This is a genomic window from Bradyrhizobium sp. 35 (genome assembly GCF_023073215.1).
Lineage (GTDB): Bacteria > Pseudomonadota > Alphaproteobacteria > Rhizobiales > Xanthobacteraceae > Bradyrhizobium > Bradyrhizobium canariense_D.
In genome coordinates this window covers 50,216-70,201 of sequence record NZ_JADPJC010000131.1, presented here as the reverse complement: position 1 = coordinate 70,201, position 19,986 = coordinate 50,216, and the positions used below count along the sequence as shown (strand labels likewise).

Here is a 19,986-nt window from a genome sequence, read left to right as displayed (position 1 = left end):
TGGGGGCCTCAAGCCCCCAATCCCTGCAATCTCAAATGCCGCCGCAACCGGAAAACTGACTCCTGCTCAATCGCTTAGTGCCTTGTTCACGGACGACTAGTTCCCAATTCAACCCTTTGTAGGCCAGGTTTTCCCGTTCAAAGGCCTTTTGGAGAGTCTTGGGATCGAGATTGCCGCTCGTTGGCATGTGTGGATGAAGCCGGAAGACGTCACGAAACTCCACAATACTTGTGTCCAAAGCAGTCGCAGCTCTTACTGCCTGTTGGCCTGCCTTGTCATTGTCGAATAGCCATATCGTCGCCGGAGCGCGATCCTTGATCGAGCGCTGAGATCAACCGCTTGTCAGAAACCTCGGATAAGACTAGCCGCCAAGGCAAGCCTAGGAATGATATCAAAGTTTCGAGTTGGGGGCATTCCTTCGGCAGGTCGATCAGCCAAAGTGCAATGTCGCGGCTGTCGAGGTTCGACAGGAGATTGTCCGAAGCTCCGTCGACAAGAAAAAGTTTCTTTTGGTTCATTTTCCCGCTCCCATGCCGTCATGGCGTTGCCTCGATGCCTTCCAAACGGGATGCACCGTTTGATTGTAGGAGGAAGCGCGGTGTTATCAACAAAAACGGCCGGATCTTCCGATCCGGCCGTCACGCAAAACTCTTCCAGCTAAGCCTACGCCTCGCGACGCAAGCCCTCGCCCGATTCGAAAATTCTTAGCTCGCCTTCTTCTCCGGCGCCGGGGTCGGGCCGACCTTCTTCTGGATGGCGCGCTTCAGCTCGAGGGCGCGGGGCGACAGCACGGCGGCCTTGGCCTTGAGCAGGAAGGGATCGAGGCCGCCATTGTGGTCGACGCTCTTGATCGCGTTGGTGGAGACGCGCAGGCGCACGTTGCGGCCCAGCGCTTCGCTGATGAAGGTCACGTTGACCAGGTTCGGCAGGAAGCGGCGCTTGGTCTTGATGTTGGAGTGGCTGACCGTGTGGCCGACCTGGGGGCCCTTGGCCGTCAATTCGCAGCGGCGAGACATGGCAAAATCCTCAATCTTTCCCAACGATGTGCGGCCGCCATTCGGGGCGCCACGGGCAAATTCTCTGTCCTTGCAGGGAGCGGGCGGACGTATAGGGGGGAAGCGGCGGGACGTCAAGGTTTTGGGGCGGGTTTCGTGCTCCAAGGTAGCTGTCATCGCCCGGCTCGCCGCCTTCGCTGAAGCTTCGGCGGGCCGAGCACCCGTGTGGGCCTCGGCGTAGCCTTGGCGGAGCCGGGACCGGGCGATCCAGTACTCCGCGCCGGTGCGGCTGACCAGAGGGGCCGCGGCGTACTGGATGCCCCGGTCAAGCCGGGGCATGACGGCGGTGGAGGTGGCGGGGTGAGGTGCGCTTTCAGTCCCACCCCCGATCACCAAAACGGCAATGATTATCGCGCCTTACCATCACATAAAGGGCGTATTCGCGCCCGAAAAGTCCGGTGGAGTTCCGGACGCCGACAGGCCCGGACGCATTGCTTGGCGCGGTATTTGGCTTAAGTAACAACCGTTCGCGCCCCGATTGGATTGTTTCGTGCTCACAACGCCTCATCTTGCGCCGAGCCTGCGCCCAAAAGAGCTGCGCTCAGCGGAGCGGCGCGCGAGGAATCCGCGCGTAAGCCATCCTCGCTCTGCCGGCCGCTGGGTCATGGCGGCCCTTGGCGGGCTGGTGTTGGCGTGGGCGGCGGAGCCCGCGGCGGCGCAGGGCAAGCTCGAGGCGCAATATGAGGCGACGCTGGCGGGCATTCCCGTCGGCAAGGGCGCCTGGAACATCGACATCCAGGACGATGTGTTCGCGGCCGCGGCCTCCGGCGGCACCTCGGGGCTGCTGAAATCCTTCGCGGGCGGGTCCGGCACCGGCGCCTCGCAGGGCCGCGTGGTCAACGGCGCGCTGGTCGCGACCGGCTATCAGGCCTCCACCACCACCTCGAAGAAGACCGAAGAGATCCGCATCACGCTCGACAAGGGCAATGTGAAGGATTTTGCCATCCTGCCGGAGCCGCCGGTCGATCCCGACCGCATCGTCGTCACCGACGCGCATCGCCGCGGCGTCTGGGACCCGATGACGGCCTCGCTGGTGCGCGTATCCGGCACCGGCGACGTGCTGTCGGCGGACGCCTGCCACGGCAGCGCCGCCGTGTTCGACGGCCGCATGCGCTACGAGCTCAAGCTCGATTTCAAGCGCATGGAGAACGTGAAGGCGGAGAAGGGCTATCACGGCCAGGTCGTGGTCTGCTCGCTCTATTTCGTGCCCATCGCCGGCTACATCCCCGACCGTCCGGTGATCAAATATCTCGCCGCCCAGCGCAACATCGAGGTCGCGTTCGCACCGATCGCCGGCACGCGCATCCTGGTCCCGTTCTGGCTGAAAGTGCCGACCCCGCTCGGGCCGGCCATGCTGGAAGCAACCAGCTTCATCACCAGCGCCCAGCCGCCCAAGGTCGCGAAGACGCAGTAGGGCTGGGTGCCGTAGCCCCGCTGCCGTAGCCCGGATGGAGCGCAGCGTAATCCGGGGTTCTTTGCTTCGGCCCCCGCATTGCGCTCCGCTCCATGCGGGCTACGGACCTCCCTTTTGGTGAAAATAAACATCAATGATTTCAACAACATGCCTACTGTGCATGGGGTTGTTTTCGCGCATTTTGTTTGGAGGGGGTCGAGAACCGGGAATCCATTTGACTCCTCCCCGATTCTGATTCGACTCCGCGCCGTCCCCAGCTTTAACGAATCCGCCATCGAAACGTCGCTTGTGCGGCGGAGCAAAACTCCATCTAGTGCGAACCCACAAGCCTCCCGCGACATCTTGCGTGAACGGAACAGGACTCAAGGGGGAGTCAGCGATTCGGCCGCGATTCGTTCTCAACTCGTTCCGAAGCTTAAAGCCAACGGGAAAAGCGTCGCAAAGTGAGACAGTTGCGCTGGGTTCAGGGAGAGGCGCCGCATTCTCCGCCGTCATGCCCCGGCTTGACCGGGGCATCCAGTACGCCGCGCCCTCTCGGTTTGATCTGCGCCGCCTCTGGAATACTGGATCGCCCGGTCGAGCCGGGCGAGGACAGCAGTGTGTGAGGCGAGCCCTTCGCGCCACCGCCCCAAAACAGCACTGACATTCGCCCCAATCGCCATTACCTAATCCCCCAGATGCCTTTTTCCTCCTCCCCCTTCGCTTCCGAGCGGCTTCCCGGCGCCGGCGTCACTGCGGTGCTTGGTCCCACCAACACCGGCAAGACCCATCTCGCCATCGAGCGGATGCTCGCGCATCCCTCCGGCATGATCGGGCTGCCGCTGCGCCTGCTCGCGCGCGAGGTCTACAACAAGATCGCAGCAAGGGTCGGCCCCGACGCCGTCGCGCTCGTGACCGGCGAGGAGAAGATCAAGCCGAAAGCGCCGCGCTATTGGGTCTCGACCGTCGAGGCGATGCCGCGGGATCTCGACGTCTCGTTCCTTGCCGTCGACGAGGTGCAGATCGCATCCGATCTGGAACGCGGCCACGTCTTCACCGATCGCATCCTCAATCGCCGCGGCCGCGACGAGACGCTGCTGCTCGGCGCTGCGACCATGCGCCCGATCATCGAGCGGCTGCTGCCGGGCGTCTCCATGATCACGCGGCCGCGCCTGTCGCAGCTGGAATTCGCGGGTGATCGCAAGATCACGCGGCAGCCGCGCCGCACCGCCATCGTCGCCTTCTCGGCCGACGAGGTCTACGCCATCGCCGAGCTGATCCGCCGCCAGCATGGCGGCGCCGCCGTGGTGCTGGGTTCGCTGTCGCCGCGCACCCGCAACGCGCAGGTCGCGATGTTCCAGAACGGCGAGGTCGATTACCTCGTCGCCACCGACGCCGTCGGCATGGGCCTCAATCTCGACGTCGACCACGTCGCCTTTGCCTCCGACCGCAAGTACGACGGCTACCAGTTCCGCCGCCTGACGCCGTCCGAATTCGCTCAGATCGCCGGCCGCGCCGGCCGCGCCACCCGCAACGGCACCTTCGGCACCACCGGCCGCTGCGGCCCGTTCGAGCCCGAGCTCGTCAATGCGCTGCAGAACCACACCTTCGATCCCGTGAAGGTTTTGCAATGGCGCAATTCGAAGCTGGATTTTGCTTCCCTCGGCGCGCTCCAGGTCTCGCTGAACCTGGCCCCCGGCCACGAGGCGCTGACGCGCGCGCCGATTGCCGAGGACATGCGCGTGCTCGACCACGCCGCCCGCGACGCCGAGGTGCGCGATGTCGCGCATGGCAAGGACGCCGTGGAACGGCTGTGGGAGGCCTGCCAGGTCCCGGATTATCGAAAGCTGTCGCCGGCCGCCCATGCCGAGCTGGTGACGACGCTGTACGGCTTCCTGATGCGGAAGGGATGCATCCCCGACGCCTGGTTCAGGACCCAGATCGACCAGGCCGACCGCGTTGACGGCGATATCGACACGCTGTCGGCCCGGATCGCGCAGATTCGCACCTGGACCTTCGTCGCCAATCGCCCCTACTGGCTGAAAGACCCCGAACGCTGGCAGGGGATCGCCCGCGAGGTCGAAAATAAATTATCGGATGCGCTCCATGAACGCTTGACTGAGCGTTTCGTTGATCGCCGGACCAGTGTATTGATGCGCCGCCTGCGGGAGAACACGAGCTTGAATACGGAAATCGGCAAGACCGGCGAAGTCATCGTCGAAGGCCATGTCATCGGCCGCCTCGATGGCTTCACCTTTGCACCGGATGCGGCGGAAGCCGGCTCCGATGCGAAAGCGTTGCAGGCTGCAGCGCAGGCCGTGCTCGCCGGCGAGATCAACGCGCGCGCCGAAAAACTGGGCAACGCACCGGACGAGCAGTTCGTGCTGACCTCGGAAGGCATCATCCGCTGGACCGGCGACGCCGTGGCGCGGCTGTCTGCCGCAGAGGAAGCGCTGCATCCGCGCATCCGCATCATCTCCGACGAACGCCTCACGGGCGCCCCCCGCGACAAGGTGCAGGCGCGGCTTGAGCTCTGGCTCAAGACGCATATCGAAAAGCTGCTCGGGCCGCTGTTCGAGCTCAGCAAGGCCGAGGACGTCACCGGCATCGCCCGCGGCATCGCCTATCAGCTCGTCGAGGCGCTCGGCGTGCTGGAGCGCCCGAAGATCGCCAACGAGCTGAAGGATCTCGACCAGCCCTCGCGCGCGACCTTGCGCAAATACGGCGTCCGCTTCGGCGCCTATCACCTCTATTTCCCCGGCCTGCTCAAGCCGGCCGGGCGTGCGCTGGCCGCGCTGCTCTGGGCGCTGAAGCAGGACAATGTCGATCCCTCCGCGCTGTCGGGCGCGCAGCATCTGGCGAGCTCGGGCCGCACCTCGTTCCCGGTCGACAAGCAGCTGCCGCGCGATGCCTATCGCGTGCTCGGCTACAAGCAGGCCGGCGAGCGCGCCGTGCGCGTCGATATCCTCGAGCGCCTGGCCGATCTGATCCGTCCGGCGCTGGCCTGGCGCGAGAACGCGTCTGGCGAAAAGCCCGCCGGGGCATTCGACGGCCGCAGCTTTGTGGTGACGCAGGCGATGACCTCGCTCACCGGCTCCGCCGGCGAAGACTTTGCCTCCGTGCTGCGTGCGCTCGGCTATCGCATGGACAAGCGCCCGCCGCTGCCGGCGAAGCCCGCCGCGGCTGTTGTCGAGACGCCTATTGCTGAGGCGCCTGTTGCTGAAGCCTCCAGCGAAGAGACGCCCGCAACCGAAACGCCGGTCGAGGACGCCGCAACCCCTGCGGATGCCGCGATCGAAGCCGCTGCCGAGCCTGTGACCGTCGAAGACGCGCCCGGGATGGAGCAGCACGACGAGCCCGCGCATGACGAGCCGGCGCTCGAAGCTTCCGTCACGCCGGAAGACGCTCCCGGCATCGCGCCACCTGCGGAAGAGCCTGTTGCCCCCGCTGAAGCTGTCGAAACCGCACCTGCCGAAACCGCGCCTGCAGAGACCGCTGCAACTGAAGCCGCTGCGTCGGCCGATGCGGCAGCGCCGGTGGAAGCCGCGGCCGCGCCCGCCGAGCCCGAGCTCATCGAGGTCTGGCGTCCCGCGGGCCGTCACGATGATCGCAAGCCGCGCCACGAGCGCCATCGCAACCAGCGTCATCACCAGCCGCGTCCACAGGCGGGCGCTGAAGCCGGCGCTGCGCCTGCCGAAGGCGAAGCCCAGCCTGCCGCCGACGGCGAGAAGCGCGGTGAGCGCCATCGCCATGGCGGCGGTCATCGTCGAGATGGTGGCAGGGACTTCCGCAAGCCGCGAGAAGGTAGCGCCGAAGCTGCGCCGCGTCCCGAGGGCCGCGACGACAAGAACCGCCGCTTCGAGGGCAAAAATGGCGGCAACAAGGACCGCGACAACAAGGACCGCAACAAGGGCAAGTTCGGCGGCGATCGCGACAAGGGCCGCGATAACCGTGGCCGCGACCGCGACAAGGGCCGCGACCGCCAGGGCGGACCGTCGCTGCGTCCCTACGCATCGAGCGCCACCCCGCGCGAGCGCGATCGTCCGGTCGATCCGAACTCGCCGTTCGCGAAGCTCGCTGCGCTGAAGGAGCAGCTGTCCGGGCGTAAGGAGTGAGCCCACGACCGAGCGGCAGCGCATCGACAAATGGCTGTGGCACGCGCGGGTGGTGAAGGCGCGCACCTCCGCGGCCGCGCTTGTCGAGTCCGGCCATGTTCGCGTCAACGGTGCACGCGAGAAATCGCCGGGGCATGCGATCAAGATCGGCGACGTGCTCACCATCGCGCTCGATCGCACCGTGCGCGTCTTGAAAGTCATCGCCTTCAACGAGCGCCGCGGCGACGCCGCCTCGGCCCGTGTGCTCTACGAAGAGCTCGGTGAAGGCCCGCCAAGTTCTCAGCGCAATTAATTGCGCTTTGAATTCATTTCTTGGTCGATCAAGCGCATAAAGCCGTCATGATCGGCCGTTCCTGAGCTTGCGGCGCCGGGCCATCCGCGCTACGCAAGCCGCGACTTTTAAAAGAGCTTTTCGGAGCGTTGGATGACTTACGTCGTCACTGAAGCGTGCATCAAGTGCAAGTACACCGACTGCGTCGAGGTCTGCCCGGTCGACTGTTTCTATGAGGGCGAGAACATGCTCGTCATCCATCCTGACGAGTGCATCGACTGCGGCGTGTGCGAGCCGGAATGCCCCGCCGATGCCATCAAGCCGGACACGGAACCGGGCCTGGAAAAGTGGCTCACGGTCAACGCCGACTACGCCAAGAGCTGGCCGAACATCACCCAGAAGAAAGAATCACCCGACGACGCCAAGGATTTCGACGGCATGGAGGGCAAGTTCGACAAGTATTTCTCGCCGAACCCCGGCTCCGGCGACTAATTCGGGTCAAACTTAACCCTATTAGCGGCCTTACCGCCGAAAACTAGGCCTTAACACCCCTAAATCATTGATTTTTGCGGGAAATGTGCTATATTGGGCACATTGAGCCGAACCCTGGTTAGCCCCGTCGGCCCCGTTGGGTTCCCGTGAAACCAAATGTCGAACAGGGGCGTGGCAGTTTCCGCGCGCAGGCTGTGTCACAGAAAACGCGTAAAAAGAGTACTTCAGCGAAGGCTTCCCATAAGGACGCCAAGAAAGTCGCCGCGGCCAGCCGTAGCGCATCCAAGGGTCGGACCGCGACGAAGGCGCCGGCTGCAAAGTCCTCGAAGAACAAAAGAAGCGCAATGCCTAACAAGACTGCCAAGCCGGCCGCGAAAGCGACCGTTGCCAAGCCTGTTGCCGCCAAGCCCGCCGCCAAGCCCGCTGTTGCCAAGGCTCCCGCTGCCAAGCCCGCCGCAAAGGCTCCTGTTGCTGCTGCTCCTGCCAAGGCCCCTGTTGCTGCCGCCAAGCCGGCCGTGAAGCCCGCGGCTGTTGCGCCGAAGGTCGAGGAAAAGAAGGTTGTGACCCAGCGTCAGGGCTTCAAGGCCAACGAATTCGTCGTCTATCCCGCTCACGGCGTCGGCCAGATTCTGGCCATCGAGGAGCAGGAGATCGCCGGCGCGAAGCTCGAGCTGTTCGTCATCAACTTCATCAAGGACAAGATGACGCTGCGCGTGCCGACCGCCAAGGTCGCCAATGTCGGCATGCGCAAGCTCTCCGACCCCGCGCTGGTGAAGCGTGCGCTCGAGACCCTCAAGGGCCGTGCCCGCGTCAAGCGCACCATGTGGTCGCGCCGCGCCCAGGAATACGAAGCGAAGATCAATTCGGGCGACATCGTCGCTATCGCGGAAGTCGTGCGCGACCTCTATCGCTCCGAGTCGCAGCCCGAGCAGTCCTACAGCGAACGCCAGCTCTATGAAGCAGCGCTCGACCGTCTCTCCCGCGAGATCGCGGTGGTGCAGCACTCGACCGAGACCGAAGCGGTCAAGGAGATCGAGGCCCAGCTCGCCAAGAGCCCGCGCCGCACTGGCGCCAAGTCCGAAGCCGCCGAAGGCGAGGCCGATGCGGACGCCGAGGGCGATAGCGACGAGACCGAGGGCGGCGCCACGGTCGCCGACGAGGCCGCGTAAGCGTCTCGCGCGTCGAACGCAACAGATCAAAGCCCGGTCTTACGGCCGGGCTTTTTGTTTTGGAGACGCTGACCGCCCCGGTTCGGGGACGTCAGCGGGCGGAATTGCTTTGAGCCTATGCGGTCCTGAGCAGGATCAAACCCGCGATGCGCTTCCCGAAGCGCCGCGCCCGGTCTCGCGGTCGTCTCCGCGCGCGTCAGTCGCAACCGTCGACCACCAGGCGCCCAACGCATCGATCAACGGCACCAAGGTGTGACCGGCGGCGGTCAGATCGTACTCGACCCTCAACGGGTATCCGTCGAATTCCGTGCGAGTCACGATACCGGCGTCCTCCAGCTTGCGAAGCTCGAGGGCGAGCATCCTGTGCGAGATGGTCGGATTGTCCCGACGCAAGTCGCTGAACCGTTTGGTGCCCTGTTTCAAATAGTAGATCAGAAGCGTAGGCCACCGGCCGCTCAGGATCTGCATCACTTCCTCGATGGGACATCTCGAAACGAGATCTTTCATCGGCGGGCTCCAGGTTACAAAAATGTTCGCAATTTACTTGATGGAGCGAGCGACTAGGGTTCGGGACCGCTGCGCAGCGTGATCATCAGAAATCACGGAGAATAGATCGATGGATCCAATCCTACTTTACGGCTTCCCGATGGGAAGCTCCATGGGACTCGTTGCAGCTCTTGAATGGTTTGGCAGGCCATATCGCCTGTGTCGCGTCGACATGCTGGGCGAGATGCTGAGCCCGTCATACGCCAGGATCAATCCGCGACACGAGACGCCTGCACTTATAACGGACCAGGGCGATGTGCTGACGGAAACCATGGCGATCGCGGCTTGGCTCGAAGCCAGGGATACCGAACGGCGCATCAGCTTTGATCCGTTGTCGCCGCAAGCCGATCGCATGCACCAGCTGATGGCGTTCGTGAATACCGGCTTTACCGGCGCCTTCGCGCCGCTTTGGGTCGCAATGGAAGGCGTGGCGATGGACGACGCCATGCGTTCGGCCTTGCGGGAGTTCGGAAGGAGAAAGGTGATCGAACGTCACGACAAGCTCGAAGGCATGATCGAGCCGGCAAGGTTCCTGCTCGCCGACCGGCCGACCCTCGCGGACGCCTTGCTGGCAGGTGTGGCGCGCTGGCTCGACTTCCACGCTGTCGCGGACAGGAGCCGCTGGCCAAAGCTGGCCGCGCTGCGCCAACAACTCGAGGCCGATCCCGGGGTCATCTACGCCACCGCCGTGGAGAGCGGCAGCAATGATCCGGGAACAGGATCCTGCGCAGGCCACACCGCCCTGGCCGACGTCATCGCGCGATATGGCAAGCAAGCCTAACCAGTGGAGAGGAGGAGCGGCTTCGATCCGCTCCTCCTCACTTCACCGGCCGCTTCTCGAGCTTCCGCGCCAGCGTCCGCCGATGCATCCCGAGCCGCCTTGCGGCTTCCGAGATGTTGAAATCGGTTTCGATCAGGGTCTGGTGGATGCGTTCCCACTCCAGCGTCTTAATCGATGTCGGCCGGGCGTCGAGCGCGACCTCGGCATTGCCTGCGGCCTTGTTGAAGGCGGCCTCGATGTCGTCGGTGTTCGACGGCTTTGCCAGATAGTGGCATGCGCCGAGCTTGATGGCCTCGACGGCGGTGGAGATGCTGGCAAAGCCCGTCAGCACCACGATCAGCATCTCCGGATCGTGCGTGTGCAAGAGCTCCACGCAGGCCAGTCCCGAGGCGCCGCCGAGCTTGAGGTCGACGACGGCATAGCCAAACGATCGCTCCTCCAGGACTTTCCGCACATCCTCGATCGAGGCGGCGAGCACGACCTCGTAGTCGCGGCGCTCGAACGAACGCTTCAGGGTGCGGGCGAAGCCGGCATCGTCCTCGACGACGACGAGCGAACGATCAGGCGTCAAAGCTGCCTCCGATCGCGAGCGTTGCGAGCGGCAGCGTGAGGCGGACCGTAGCGCCGCGCTTCCTGTGGTTCTCGGCGGTCACGCTGCCCCCTAACTTGCGCACCACGTTCACCACCAGGAACAGGCCGAGCCCGCCGCCGGCGCGGCCCTTGCTCGATTGATAGGGCTTTCCGAGCTGTGCCAGCATCTCCGGCGCAAAGCCGGGGCCGCGATCGCTGATCGACAGCACGAGATGATCGCCCTCGCGCCCGGCAACGAGCTCGACCCAGTCGCGCGAGACCTCGTAGGCGTTGTCGAGCACGTTGAAGATCACCTGCTTCAGCGCGACGTCCGAGACGATTGCGACGTCTTCGCCGAAAGTGTTGACGAAATACAACGTGCGCGCCGAGCGCGCGTCGCGCCACTCTTCCACGAGCGCGGTGACGAAAGCCGCCACCGTCGTCGGCGACGATCCCTCGCCGCGGGCTTCGCCCGCCGACACCAGAATGCCTGTCACGATCGACTTGCAGCGTTGCAGCGAGGTCTCCATCTCCTCGAGGTCCTCGGCCAGCTCCTGATCGGCGGCGAGGTCGGGCATGCGGCGCCAGTCGCCGAGGATGACCGAGAGCGAGGCGAGCGGCGTGCCGAGCTCGTGAGCCGCGCCGGAGGCGAGCAGGCCCATGCGCACGATATGATCCTGCTCGGCGGCATGCTGGCGCAGCGCCGCCAGATGCGCGTCGCGCTCGCGCAAATTCCTGTTGATGCGGGTGACGAACACCACCAGCAGCACGGCGTTGAGCACGAAGCCCAGCAGCATGCCGGCAACCGTGAGGGTGTAGGTCTCGCTCAGCGGGTTCGGCGGCAGATCGAGCGGTCGGTAGGCGACGGTCAGCCAGACGAAGCTCGCGCAGGTCAAGGCGACCAGCGACCAGGTCGAGCGGCCATCGAGCAGCACCGCGCCCAGCGTCACCTGGAGCAGGAACAGCGAGGTGAAGGGATTGGTGGCGCCGCCGCTGAGGTAAAGCTGCGCGGTCAGCGCGGCGACGTCCAGCATCAGGGCGACCAGCAACTCATTGTTGGTGATCGCGGCGCGATGGCGCACCCAGACCAGGCTGGAGATGTTGAGAAATATCAGGGCGCCGATTACCGCGCCCATGCGGGTGAGGGGCAGGGGAATGCCGAGCCACACATGCACGCCGCCGATGGTCACGATCTGGCCGACCACTGCGGTCCAGCGCAGCTGGATCAGCAGCGCCATGTTCTTGCGGTTGGTCTCGTCGTCGGTTGGCGCTGTGCCGATCAGCTCGCTGCGCGCGTCCGCCTGCGATTGCAGCGTGACGGCGCTGTGCGTTCTTCCGTTGTCAGGTGGGCTCGCCGATCGTTCCAGCATCTGATCCCGTCCTGCGGGCGACAGCATCGAGGCCGCCGGCCGCTTCGTGGGCGAAGCCGCTCCAGGGCTCCTTGCGGCGGAACAGCCCGCCGCCGAATGTGACGAAAAGTCTGCCGGCCAGCATGAACGCCAGAGCAAACCACGTCAGCGCGTAGATCAGGTGGTTATTGGGAAAGCTGATCACGGTCAATCCGCCGATTGGGCCGCTGCCGGATTGTGATCGAGCGTCGGCATCGATGAAAAAGGGCGCGACGTGGTCGAGGCCGCGTGCCGTCGCAATCGCTGCGACATCCCGCGAGTACCAGCGATTGTGCTCCGGCACGTTGTTTCTGAGGAATCCGCCTTTTGGCTCCGTCACGCGCAACAGGCCGGTGATCTCGACCTGGCCTTGCGGGTTGCCGTCCCAGCGCGTCGACGCATCGCGCCGGTCGGACGGCACGAAGCCGCGGTTGACCAGGACCAGCGTGCCGTCGTCGCGCCTGAGCGGTGTCAGCACCCAATAGCCCGGGCCTTCTTCGGTGACGGCCTGAGCCAGGGTCTCGCGGTCATGCAGGAACCGGCCGGAGACGCTGACGTGTCTGTATTCGTCGTTTGCGGCGGAGACGGTCGGCCATGCCGCCGGGGAGGGGATCGGCTGGGCCGGGGCATGAACGCGCTGCTCGACGCGATCGATCAGCGCCAGCTTCCAGGCGCGGCGCTCGATCTGCCAGACGCCGAGCGCGATCAGAAGTGCAATGGCCGTGAGCGAGAGGATCGTGAGCCACAAGGGCGGGCGCGCTGCGTTGCTGCGCGTCCCGTTTGCCTCGCTCGTCACGGTCCGGGTCTCGTTCATTTCATCCCGGTCATCTGGTGGATCGGCATCATGTTGCTGTTGAGGTGGTTCATCACCCACAGCGAACCCGACAGGGCGATCACCACCATGACGATGGTGAAGATCAGCGCCATCATGCTCCAGCCGTTCTCTGACGTCGTGTTCATGTGCAGGAAGTAGATCATGTGCACGACGATCTGCACGACCGCGAAGGCCATGATCACCAGCGCGGTGATCTGCTTGCTCGGAAGCGCGCCGCTCATCACCAGCCAGAACGGGATCGCGGTGAGCACGACCGAGAGCACGAAGCCGAGCATATAGGTCGAGAACGAGCCGTGGGCATTGGCGTGGCTGTCGCCGTGATGATGATCGTCCGCGTGGGCGGCGTGAGTATCGGTGTTCATCGCAGAACTCCCAGGAGATAGACGAAGGTGAAGACGCCGATCCAGACCACGTCCAGGAAGTGCCAGAACATCGACAGGCACATCAGGCGGCGGCGATTGGCGTCGATCAGGCCGAACTTCCAGACCTGCACCATCAGGGTCACCAGCCAGATCAGGCCACAGCTGACGTGCAGGCCATGGGTGCCGACCAGGGTGAAGAAGGCGGACAGGAAAGCACTACGCTGCGGCGTCGCGCCCTCATGGATCATGTGGGCGAACTCGGACAGCTCGATGCCGATGAATGCGGCTCCGAACAGGCCGGTGATCGCCAGCCAGATCTGGGTCTGCGCGATCTTGTTCTGCTGCATCGTCAGCATGGCAAAACCATACGTGATCGACGACAGCAGTAGCATCGAGGTGTTGACCGCGACCAGCGGCAGCTCGAACAGATCCTTCGGCGCCGGGCCGGCGGCGTATTTGCCGCCGAGCACGCCGAAAGTGGCGAACAGGATCGCGAAGATGAGACAGTCGCTCATCAGATAGATCCAGAAGCCGAGCGAGGTGCTGTAGCCTTCCGGATGCGGGTGTTCGTCGGCGAGGTAGAAGACCGGCTCGCCGGTTTGCGTGGGATTGACAGCGACAGTCATTTACTTGGCTCCGGCGAGCAGCTTGGTGCGCGCGTCTTCGGCCCGGATGACGTCCTCGGCCGGAATATCGAAATCGCGGTGATAGTTGAAGGTGTGACCGATGCCGACGGCGAGCATCGCGATGAAGCTCGCGGCCGCCAGCCACCAGATGTACCAGATCAGGCCGAATCCCATCGCGGTGGCGAAGCCGGCGAGGATGATGCCGGTGCCGGTGCTGCTCGGCATGTGGATCGGCTTGAACCCGGTGAGCGGGCGCTGATAACCGCGCTTCTTCATGTCCCACCACGCGTCGTTGTCGTGAGCGACGGGGGTGAAGGCGAAGTTGTAGGCCGGCGGCGGCGAGGAGGTCGCCCATTCCAGCGTGCGCGCGTCCCAGGGATCGCCGGTGACGTCCTTGAGCTGCTCGCGCCTGAGGAAGCTGACGGCGAACTGCATCAGCATCGAGAGGATGCCAAGGAAGACCAGGAAGGCGCCAATGCCGGCGACGATGAACCAGATCTGCAGGCTCGGGTCGTCGAACACACGGAGCCGGCGGGTCACGCCCATCAGTCCGAGCACATAGAGCGGCATGAAAGCGAGGTAGAAGCCCGTGACCCAGAACCAGAACGACAGCTTGCCCCAGAACGGGTCGAGCTTGAAGCCGAACGCCTTCGGGAACCAGTAGCCGATACCGGCGAACGCGCCGAACACGACGCCGCCGATGATTACGTTGTGGAAGTGCGCGATCAGGAACAGGCTGTTGTGCAGGACGAAGTCGGCCGGCGGCACCGCGAGCAGCACGCCGGTCATGCCGCCGAGCACGAAGGTCAGCATGAACGCGATCGTCCACATCATCGGCAGCTCGAAGCGGATGCGGCCGCGATACATCGTGAATAGCCAGTTGAACATCTTCGCGCCCGTCGGGATCGAGATGATCATCGTGGTGATGCCGAAGAAGGAGTTGACGCTGGCGCCCGACCCCATCGTGAAGAAGTGGTGCAGCCAGACCAGGTACGACAGGATGGTGATGACCACCGTGGCGTAGACCATCGAGGTGTAGCCGAACAGCCGCTTGCCCGAGAAGGTCGAGGTCACTTCCGAGAAGATGCCGAAGGCGGGGAGAACCAGGATGTAGACCTCGGGATGACCCCAGATCCAGATCAGGTTCACGTACATCATCGGGCTGCCGCCGAAATCGTTCGTGAAGAAGTTGGTGCCGACGTAGCGATCGAGCGAGAGCAGCGCGAGCACGACGGTCAGAACCGGGAAGGAAGCGACGATCAGCACGTTGGTGCAGAGCGCGGTCCAGGTGAACACCGGCATCCGCATCATGGTCATGCCGGGGCACCGCAGCTTGACGATGGTGCAGATCAGGTTGATGCCGGACAGTGTCGTTCCGACGCCCGCGACCTGTAGCCCCCATATGTAATAGTCGACGCCGACATCCGGACTGTAGCCGATGTTCGACAGCGGCGGATAAGCGAGCCAGCCGGTGCGGGCGAATTCGCCGATGAACAGCGAGGCCATCACCAGCACCGCGCCGCCGACCGTCATCCAGAAGCTGAAATTGTTCAGGAACGGGAACGACACGTCGCGCGCGCCGATCTGGAGCGGCACGACGAAGTTCATCAGGCCGGTGACCAGCGGCATCGCCACGAAGAAGATCATGATCACGCCGTGGGCGGTGAAGACCTGGTCGTAGTGATGGGCGTTGAGATAGCCCTCCGAGCCGCCGAAGGCGAGCGCCTGCTGCAACCGCATCATCAGCGCGTCGGCGAAGCCGCGCAGCAGCATCACGATGCCGAGGATCATGTACATGATGCCGATGCGCTTGTGGTCGACGCTGGTGAACCACTCGCTCCAGAGATAACCCCAGACGCGGAAATAGGTCAGGCCGGCGAGCATGATGAGGCCGCCGGTCGCCACCACGGCAAACGTGCCGACGACGATCGGCTCGTGCAGCGGCAGCGATTCGAAGGTGAGCCGGCCGAAGATGAGCTTGAGAAGATCAGGAGACATGCGGGATCTCTTTACGAATCTGACTTCGGACGTTGTCCGAGGAAGAAGGACGAGGACTTCAGCGGCGTGAAACTCGGCCGCTTCAGGCCGGCGCCGAGCAGCGGCGCGGTGTCGACAGGTGCCGTGATGGAAGCGGTGGTCCTGCCCTGCGGCGCATCGGGCGTGCAGGTGCCGGCGACGAAAGTCGGCTCCGGCCCAAGCGCGGTGCCGCGGCGGGCGTACTTGTCGTAGGCCAGCGGCAGGGTGTTGTTCAGGCCCTCATGGCCGAGGCCGCCCTTGGCGTCGATCGCCATCATCTCGCTCTGGCACATCTTGCCGGTCTCGACGCACATGTTGAGGATCAGGCGGTAGAGATCGGAATCCACGGTACCGTAGCGCCGCACCGGCTCGTTCTGGCTGGGCTTTTCGAGCTGGAGATATTCGGCGCGGCCGAGCGAGCCGCCGCCGGACTTGGCGCTGGCGATCCAGGCGTCAAAGCCCTTGTCGTCGAGACCCTGGAAGTTGAAGTGCATGCCGGAGAAGCCGGCCCCGCTGTAGTTCGCCGAAAAGCCCCGATAGCTGCCGGCGTGGTTCACGACGGCGTGGAGCTTGGTCTCCATGCCCGGCATTGCGTAGATCTGGCCGGCCAGCGCGGGGATGTAGAACGAGTTCATCACCGAGGACGCGGTGATGCGGAAGTTGATCGGACGATCGACGGGAGCTGCCAGATCGTTGACGGTGGCGATGCCGTAATCCGGATAGATAAAGAGCCACTTCCAGTCGAGCGCGACGACGTCGACCTCGAGCGGGGCCTTGGACTGGTCGACTGCGCGGTCGGCATGGATGCGGCCGAGCGTGCGATAGGGGTCGAGCAGGTGCGTGCCCATCCAGGTCAGCGCGCCAAGGCAAACAATGATCAGAAGCGGCGCCGACCAGATCACCAGCTCGAGGCTGGTCGAGTGGTCCCATTCCGGCTCGTAGCGGGCGTCGGTGTTGGACTGCCGGTAGCGCCAGGCGAACAGCACCGTCAGGGCCATCACGGGGACGACAATCAGGAGCATCAGGACGGTGGAGATGATGACAAGGTCGCGCTGCTGCGCCGCGATATCGCCGGCCGGCGCCAGCACGACGTAGTTGCAGCCACTTAGCATAACCGCCAAGGGTAGCATCGCCAGGATCTTGAAACGGGACACGGGCCGAGCCTTATGAGAATGAGTTTCTTTTGCGGGGCCAAGGGGTAGCTGCGGCGCAGCAATCCCAACATTGGACAATTTGTCCAATGTTGCAGTGCGGGATGTTGCGCCAGACAGGATTCGATTGCCTGGCGCCTCGCCGGGCAGTCGGCTTTGGTTTCAGAACGTTAAGGGCGCGCGAATGGCGATGGCACAGACCCCCGCAATGGCAGACCACTCGGGCGAGCACGGCCACGACCAGGCCAGTCCCGGCGAGATCGCCATCGGCGTCATCATCGGCCGCACCTCGGAATTCTTCGACTTCTTCGTTTTCGCGATCGCCTCGGTGATCGTGTTCCCGCGCCTGGTCTTCCCGTTCACGAGCGAACTGACCGGCACCCTCTATTCCTTCATGATCTTCGCGCTGGCCTTCATGGCGCGGCCGATCGGCACCGTCATTTTCATGACGGTCGACCGCGAGTACGGCAAGACGGCCAAGCTGATCTCGGCGCTGTTCCTGCTCGGCACCGCCACCGTCGCGATCGCGTTCCTGCCCGGCTATCACGAGATCGGCGCTGCCGCGATCTGGCTGCTGGCGCTGGCGCGCATCGCACAGGGTCTGGCCTGGGGCGGCGCCTGGGACGGCATGGCCTCGCTGCTGGCGCTGAACGCGCCGCCTTCCAAGCGCGGCTGGTACGCGATGGTGCCGCAGCTTGGTGCGCCGCTTGGTCTGATCGTGGCGAGCGGGCTGTTCGCCTATTTCGCCGGGAATCTGTCGGCCGACGATTTCTTCGATTGGGGCTGGCGCTATCCGTTCTTCGTCGCCTTCGCCATCAACGTCGTGGCGCTGTTCGCGCGCCTGCGCATGGTGACGACGGAAGAATATGCCTCGCTGTTCGAGACCCGCGAATTGCAACCCTCGCGCATCTCCGAGACCGTGGCGCGCGAAGGCCAGAACATCATGCTCGGTGCGTTTGCGCCGCTGGCGAGCTTCGCGCTGTTCCACATGGTCACGGTGTTTCCGCTGTCCTGGGTGTTCCTGTTCACCCGCGAAAGCCCGGTGCGCTTCCTGATCATCGAGATCGTCGCCGCCGTGTTCGGCGTCGGCGCGATCGTGCTCTCCGGCGTCATCGCCGATCGCGTCGGCCGCAAGTCGCTGCTGATGGGATCGGCGATCGCGATCGCGATCTACAGCGGCTTTGCCCCGCAGCTGCTCGATGCCGGCGCGTTCGGCGAGACCATCTACATGGTGATCGGCTTCATCCTGCTCGGCCTCTCGTTCGGCCAGTCCTCGGGTGCGATCGCCTCGAACTTCAAGCAGGCGTATCGCTACACGGCCTCGGCGCTGACCTCCGACATGGCCTGGCTGTTCGGCGCAGGCTTTGCACCGCTGGTCGCTCTGTTGCTGGCGACCAATCTCGGCGTCATCGCCTCGGGTGCGTACCTGCTGTCAGGCGCGTTCTGGACCTTGCTCGCGCTCTGGCTCAGCGGCCAGCGCGAGGCCGGCGATATGGACGCGGGCGGTTAGGGCGTGAGCTGCAGCTACAAGCGAATGTCGTCCCGGCCTAGTGCGCAATTGCGCACGGGGGCCGGGACCCATACCGCGTGATCTATCGAACGCGGGTGTTCTTAATCCCGAACGACCAGCGCCCGCCAAATTGCTCCCTGGGGTTATGGGTCCCGGCCGACGCCGGGACGACAGCGGAGTTTGCGGAACCACCGCGCGTCAATCCGCCACGACCTTCACACGATCGCGCACCTTCACCTGCGCGTTGCGATCGAGCCCGTTGAGCACGCGAAAACGCTCGGCCGGGTGGTCGACGCCGGCCATGCGGTGGGAGAGCGATTCCACGGTGTCGCCAGGCTGTACGGTGATGACCTTGATGCGCAGCGGGCGCGCGGCCTGGATCTCGTCGAGCGTCAGGCGGCGGAATGAACCGACGGTCTCGCGCGCATTGCGCTCGCTCTCGGTCGACTTCTGCCGTGCCGCGAAGATGAAGCGGTAGACGTCGCTGCCGAAGCGCAGCGCATAGACCTTGAACTGCCACTGGTCGCCCTTGGCGGTGGCGGACGCAGCCGGAAAACCGTTGATGGTGATGTCCTCGGTGGAGGCCTTCTCGACGCCCTCCATCCAGCCGGAATTCAGGTAATCGCCCAGCGACTGTTCGGCCGGCACCCGCACGACGTCGAAGCGCATCGCCTGCGAGCCGCCGTCGCGCACGCCGATCACGGCCTGCGCGGTGTTGTCGAGCGTAAAATTGTCCGGCGCCTGGAAGGTGAAACCGAGCTTCGGATGCAGGAAGCGCCGGCCACGGACAAAACCTTCGCTGGGGTCTTCGCCGTAGACGAGATTGTCGATCGCGGCGAGATAGGTCTCGCGGTCGCGTTCGCCGCCCTCTGGCGCTGCGTATTGCCGCGCGATGGTCTGCGCGTTCTGCACGCGCTCGGGCGTTGCCGGATGCGACGAGGTGAAATCCTGCGCCCGCGGATCGAGCGAGGTCTTGCCGACCTTCAGCTCGGCATTGCGCTCCATCGCCGAGAGAAAGCGTGCAGCACCATAAGGATCGAAATGGGCCTTGGCGGAGATGCCGACGCCGACGCCGTCGGCCTCGAACTCCTGATTGCGCGAAAAGCTCGCCATGGTCAGCTTGGTCTTGGCGAGCGCCAGCGCGGTGAGATCGGGATCGTTGCTCATGTCGGTGACGACGCGGGTGACGATCGCGGCCTGGCGGGCCTGGTCCTCGCGCATCGCGGCGTGCTTGGACAGCACATGCGCCATCTCGTGGCTGAGCACGGAGGACAATTCCGACGTATCGCTCGCCAGCGCAAGAAGACCGCGCGTGACATAGAGCTGGCCGTTCGGCAGCGCGAAGGCGTTCACCGCGCCGGAATTGAGGATCGTGACCCTGTAACCCTGATCGGGGCGGTCGGACGCTGCGACCAGGCGGTCGACGGTCTTGGTGACGAGCGATTCGAGCCTGGGGTCGTCATATGTGCCGCCGTAGCTCGCCAGGATGCGCTCGTGCTCCTTTTCGGTGGCGGGGGTCTGCGCGACGGCCGGCTTCGGCTTGGGCATTGCGACGGTCGGGGGCGCCGCCGCGGTCTGGAACCGGCCCATATCGCCGCAACCGGCGAGGGCTGAACCCAGCACGAGGCATAGCGCAGCCGGCGCTGCCCGCAGGCGGCGGCGTTCACCTCGTCCGTGCCGTCCTAGCACCCCATTCACGTCGCTTA

The 19,986-nt window shown here is 64.6% G+C and carries 18 protein-coding genes; 7 read left to right on the top strand and 11 right to left on the bottom strand.

The features are described 5' to 3' along the window. Positions 1-275: 275 nt before the first annotated feature. Together IVB36_RS26815 and rpmB are read right to left on the bottom strand one after the other, a co-directional pair. Entirely contained in the window at positions 276-518 is a 243-nt protein-coding gene (locus tag IVB36_RS26815) for a hypothetical protein (RefSeq protein ID WP_247369135.1), read from the bottom strand. A 186-nt stretch (positions 519-704) separates the two neighbouring features. Beyond that, positions 705-1,016 carry a 50S ribosomal protein L28 gene (gene rpmB, locus IVB36_RS26810; RefSeq protein WP_026232426.1) on the bottom strand — a complete coding sequence of 104 codons (312 nt, stop codon included), beginning with the start codon at positions 1,014-1,016 and terminating at the stop codon, positions 705-707. A gap of 643 nt (positions 1,017-1,659) precedes the next feature. Between rpmB and IVB36_RS26805 the strand changes: the two genes are divergently transcribed. From IVB36_RS26805 to IVB36_RS26785, 5 genes are all read left to right on the top strand, one after another. Continuing rightward, positions 1,660-2,469: a DUF3108 domain-containing protein gene (locus IVB36_RS26805; RefSeq protein ID WP_085384094.1), complete on the top strand. Its 810-nt coding sequence runs from the start codon at positions 1,660-1,662 to the stop codon at positions 2,467-2,469. 677 nt (positions 2,470-3,146) lie between these two features. Then, the gene (locus IVB36_RS26800; RefSeq protein WP_247393583.1) at positions 3,147-6,563 is read left to right on the top strand and encodes a helicase-related protein; all 3,417 of its coding nucleotides are present in this window, start codon (positions 3,147-3,149) and stop codon (positions 6,561-6,563) included. A 22-nt stretch (positions 6,564-6,585) separates the two neighbouring features. Next, the gene (locus IVB36_RS26795; protein ID WP_083926310.1) at positions 6,586-6,855 is read left to right on the top strand and encodes an RNA-binding S4 domain-containing protein; all 270 of its coding nucleotides are present in this window, start codon (positions 6,586-6,588) and stop codon (positions 6,853-6,855) included. Between the two features lie 132 nt (positions 6,856-6,987). Beyond that, on the top strand, positions 6,988-7,326 hold the full coding sequence (fdxA, locus tag IVB36_RS26790; RefSeq protein ID WP_018452948.1) for a ferredoxin FdxA: 339 nt from the start codon (positions 6,988-6,990) through the stop codon (positions 7,324-7,326). Positions 7,327-7,670: 344 nt separating this feature from the next. Beyond that, complete coding sequence (locus tag IVB36_RS26785) at positions 7,671-8,495, top strand: CarD family transcriptional regulator (protein ID WP_018452949.1); 825 nt, start codon at positions 7,671-7,673, stop codon at positions 8,493-8,495. Between the two features lie 135 nt (positions 8,496-8,630). Here IVB36_RS26785 and IVB36_RS26780 read toward each other — a convergent pair whose 3' ends face one another. After that, positions 8,631-9,002, bottom strand: coding sequence for a helix-turn-helix domain-containing protein (locus IVB36_RS26780; protein WP_018452950.1), 372 nt, complete (start codon positions 9,000-9,002; stop codon positions 8,631-8,633). A gap of 109 nt (positions 9,003-9,111) precedes the next feature. Between IVB36_RS26780 and IVB36_RS26775 the strand changes: the two genes are divergently transcribed. After that, positions 9,112-9,822 (top strand): glutathione S-transferase family protein, encoded by a 711-nt coding sequence (locus tag IVB36_RS26775; RefSeq protein WP_026232428.1) that lies wholly within the window; start codon positions 9,112-9,114, stop codon positions 9,820-9,822. A gap of 37 nt (positions 9,823-9,859) precedes the next feature. Here the strand turns inward: IVB36_RS26775 and IVB36_RS26770 are convergent, their stop codons facing one another. Genes IVB36_RS26770 through cyoA form a run of 7 tightly spaced genes read right to left on the bottom strand, consistent with a single transcriptional unit; the run spans position 9,860 to position 16,773 of the window. Continuing rightward, positions 9,860-10,393: a response regulator transcription factor gene (locus tag IVB36_RS26770; RefSeq protein ID WP_018452952.1), complete on the bottom strand. Its 534-nt coding sequence runs from the start codon at positions 10,391-10,393 to the stop codon at positions 9,860-9,862. Further along, positions 10,383-11,762, bottom strand: a complete 1,380-nt coding sequence (locus tag IVB36_RS26765; RefSeq protein WP_018452953.1) for an ATP-binding protein — start codon at positions 11,760-11,762, stop codon at positions 10,383-10,385. The genes IVB36_RS26770 and IVB36_RS26765 overlap by 11 nt, the downstream gene beginning before the upstream one ends. Further along, a complete protein-coding gene (locus IVB36_RS26760) occupies positions 11,734-12,594 on the bottom strand; it encodes an SURF1 family protein (RefSeq protein WP_018452954.1) in 861 nt (286 codons plus the stop codon). Before IVB36_RS26760 ends, IVB36_RS26765 begins: the two co-directional genes overlap by 29 nt. Then, a complete protein-coding gene (gene cyoD / locus IVB36_RS26755; protein ID WP_018452955.1) occupies positions 12,591-12,977 on the bottom strand; it encodes a cytochrome o ubiquinol oxidase subunit IV in 387 nt (128 codons plus the stop codon). Before cyoD ends, IVB36_RS26760 begins: the two co-directional genes overlap by 4 nt. Beyond that, positions 12,974-13,603, bottom strand: coding sequence for a cytochrome o ubiquinol oxidase subunit III (cyoC, locus tag IVB36_RS26750; protein WP_018452956.1), 630 nt, complete (start codon positions 13,601-13,603; stop codon positions 12,974-12,976). The genes cyoD and cyoC overlap by 4 nt, the downstream gene beginning before the upstream one ends. Further along, entirely contained in the window at positions 13,604-15,601 is a 1,998-nt protein-coding gene (gene cyoB / locus IVB36_RS26745) for a cytochrome o ubiquinol oxidase subunit I (protein WP_018452957.1), read from the bottom strand. Between the two features lie 11 nt (positions 15,602-15,612). After that, on the bottom strand, positions 15,613-16,773 hold the full coding sequence (gene cyoA, locus IVB36_RS26740; RefSeq protein WP_026232429.1) for a ubiquinol oxidase subunit II: 1,161 nt from the start codon (positions 16,771-16,773) through the stop codon (positions 15,613-15,615). A 181-nt stretch (positions 16,774-16,954) separates the two neighbouring features. Between cyoA and IVB36_RS26735 the strand changes: the two genes are divergently transcribed. Further along, positions 16,955-18,280 carry an MFS transporter gene (locus IVB36_RS26735; RefSeq protein WP_007604615.1) on the top strand — a complete coding sequence of 442 codons (1,326 nt, stop codon included), beginning with the start codon at positions 16,955-16,957 and terminating at the stop codon, positions 18,278-18,280. A gap of 198 nt (positions 18,281-18,478) precedes the next feature. On the opposite strand, the gene IVB36_RS26730 is transcribed toward IVB36_RS26735, so the two are convergent. Continuing rightward, positions 18,479-19,870, bottom strand: a complete 1,392-nt coding sequence (locus IVB36_RS26730; RefSeq protein WP_018452960.1) for a M48 family metalloprotease — start codon at positions 19,868-19,870, stop codon at positions 18,479-18,481. Positions 19,871-19,986 lie beyond the last annotated feature (116 nt).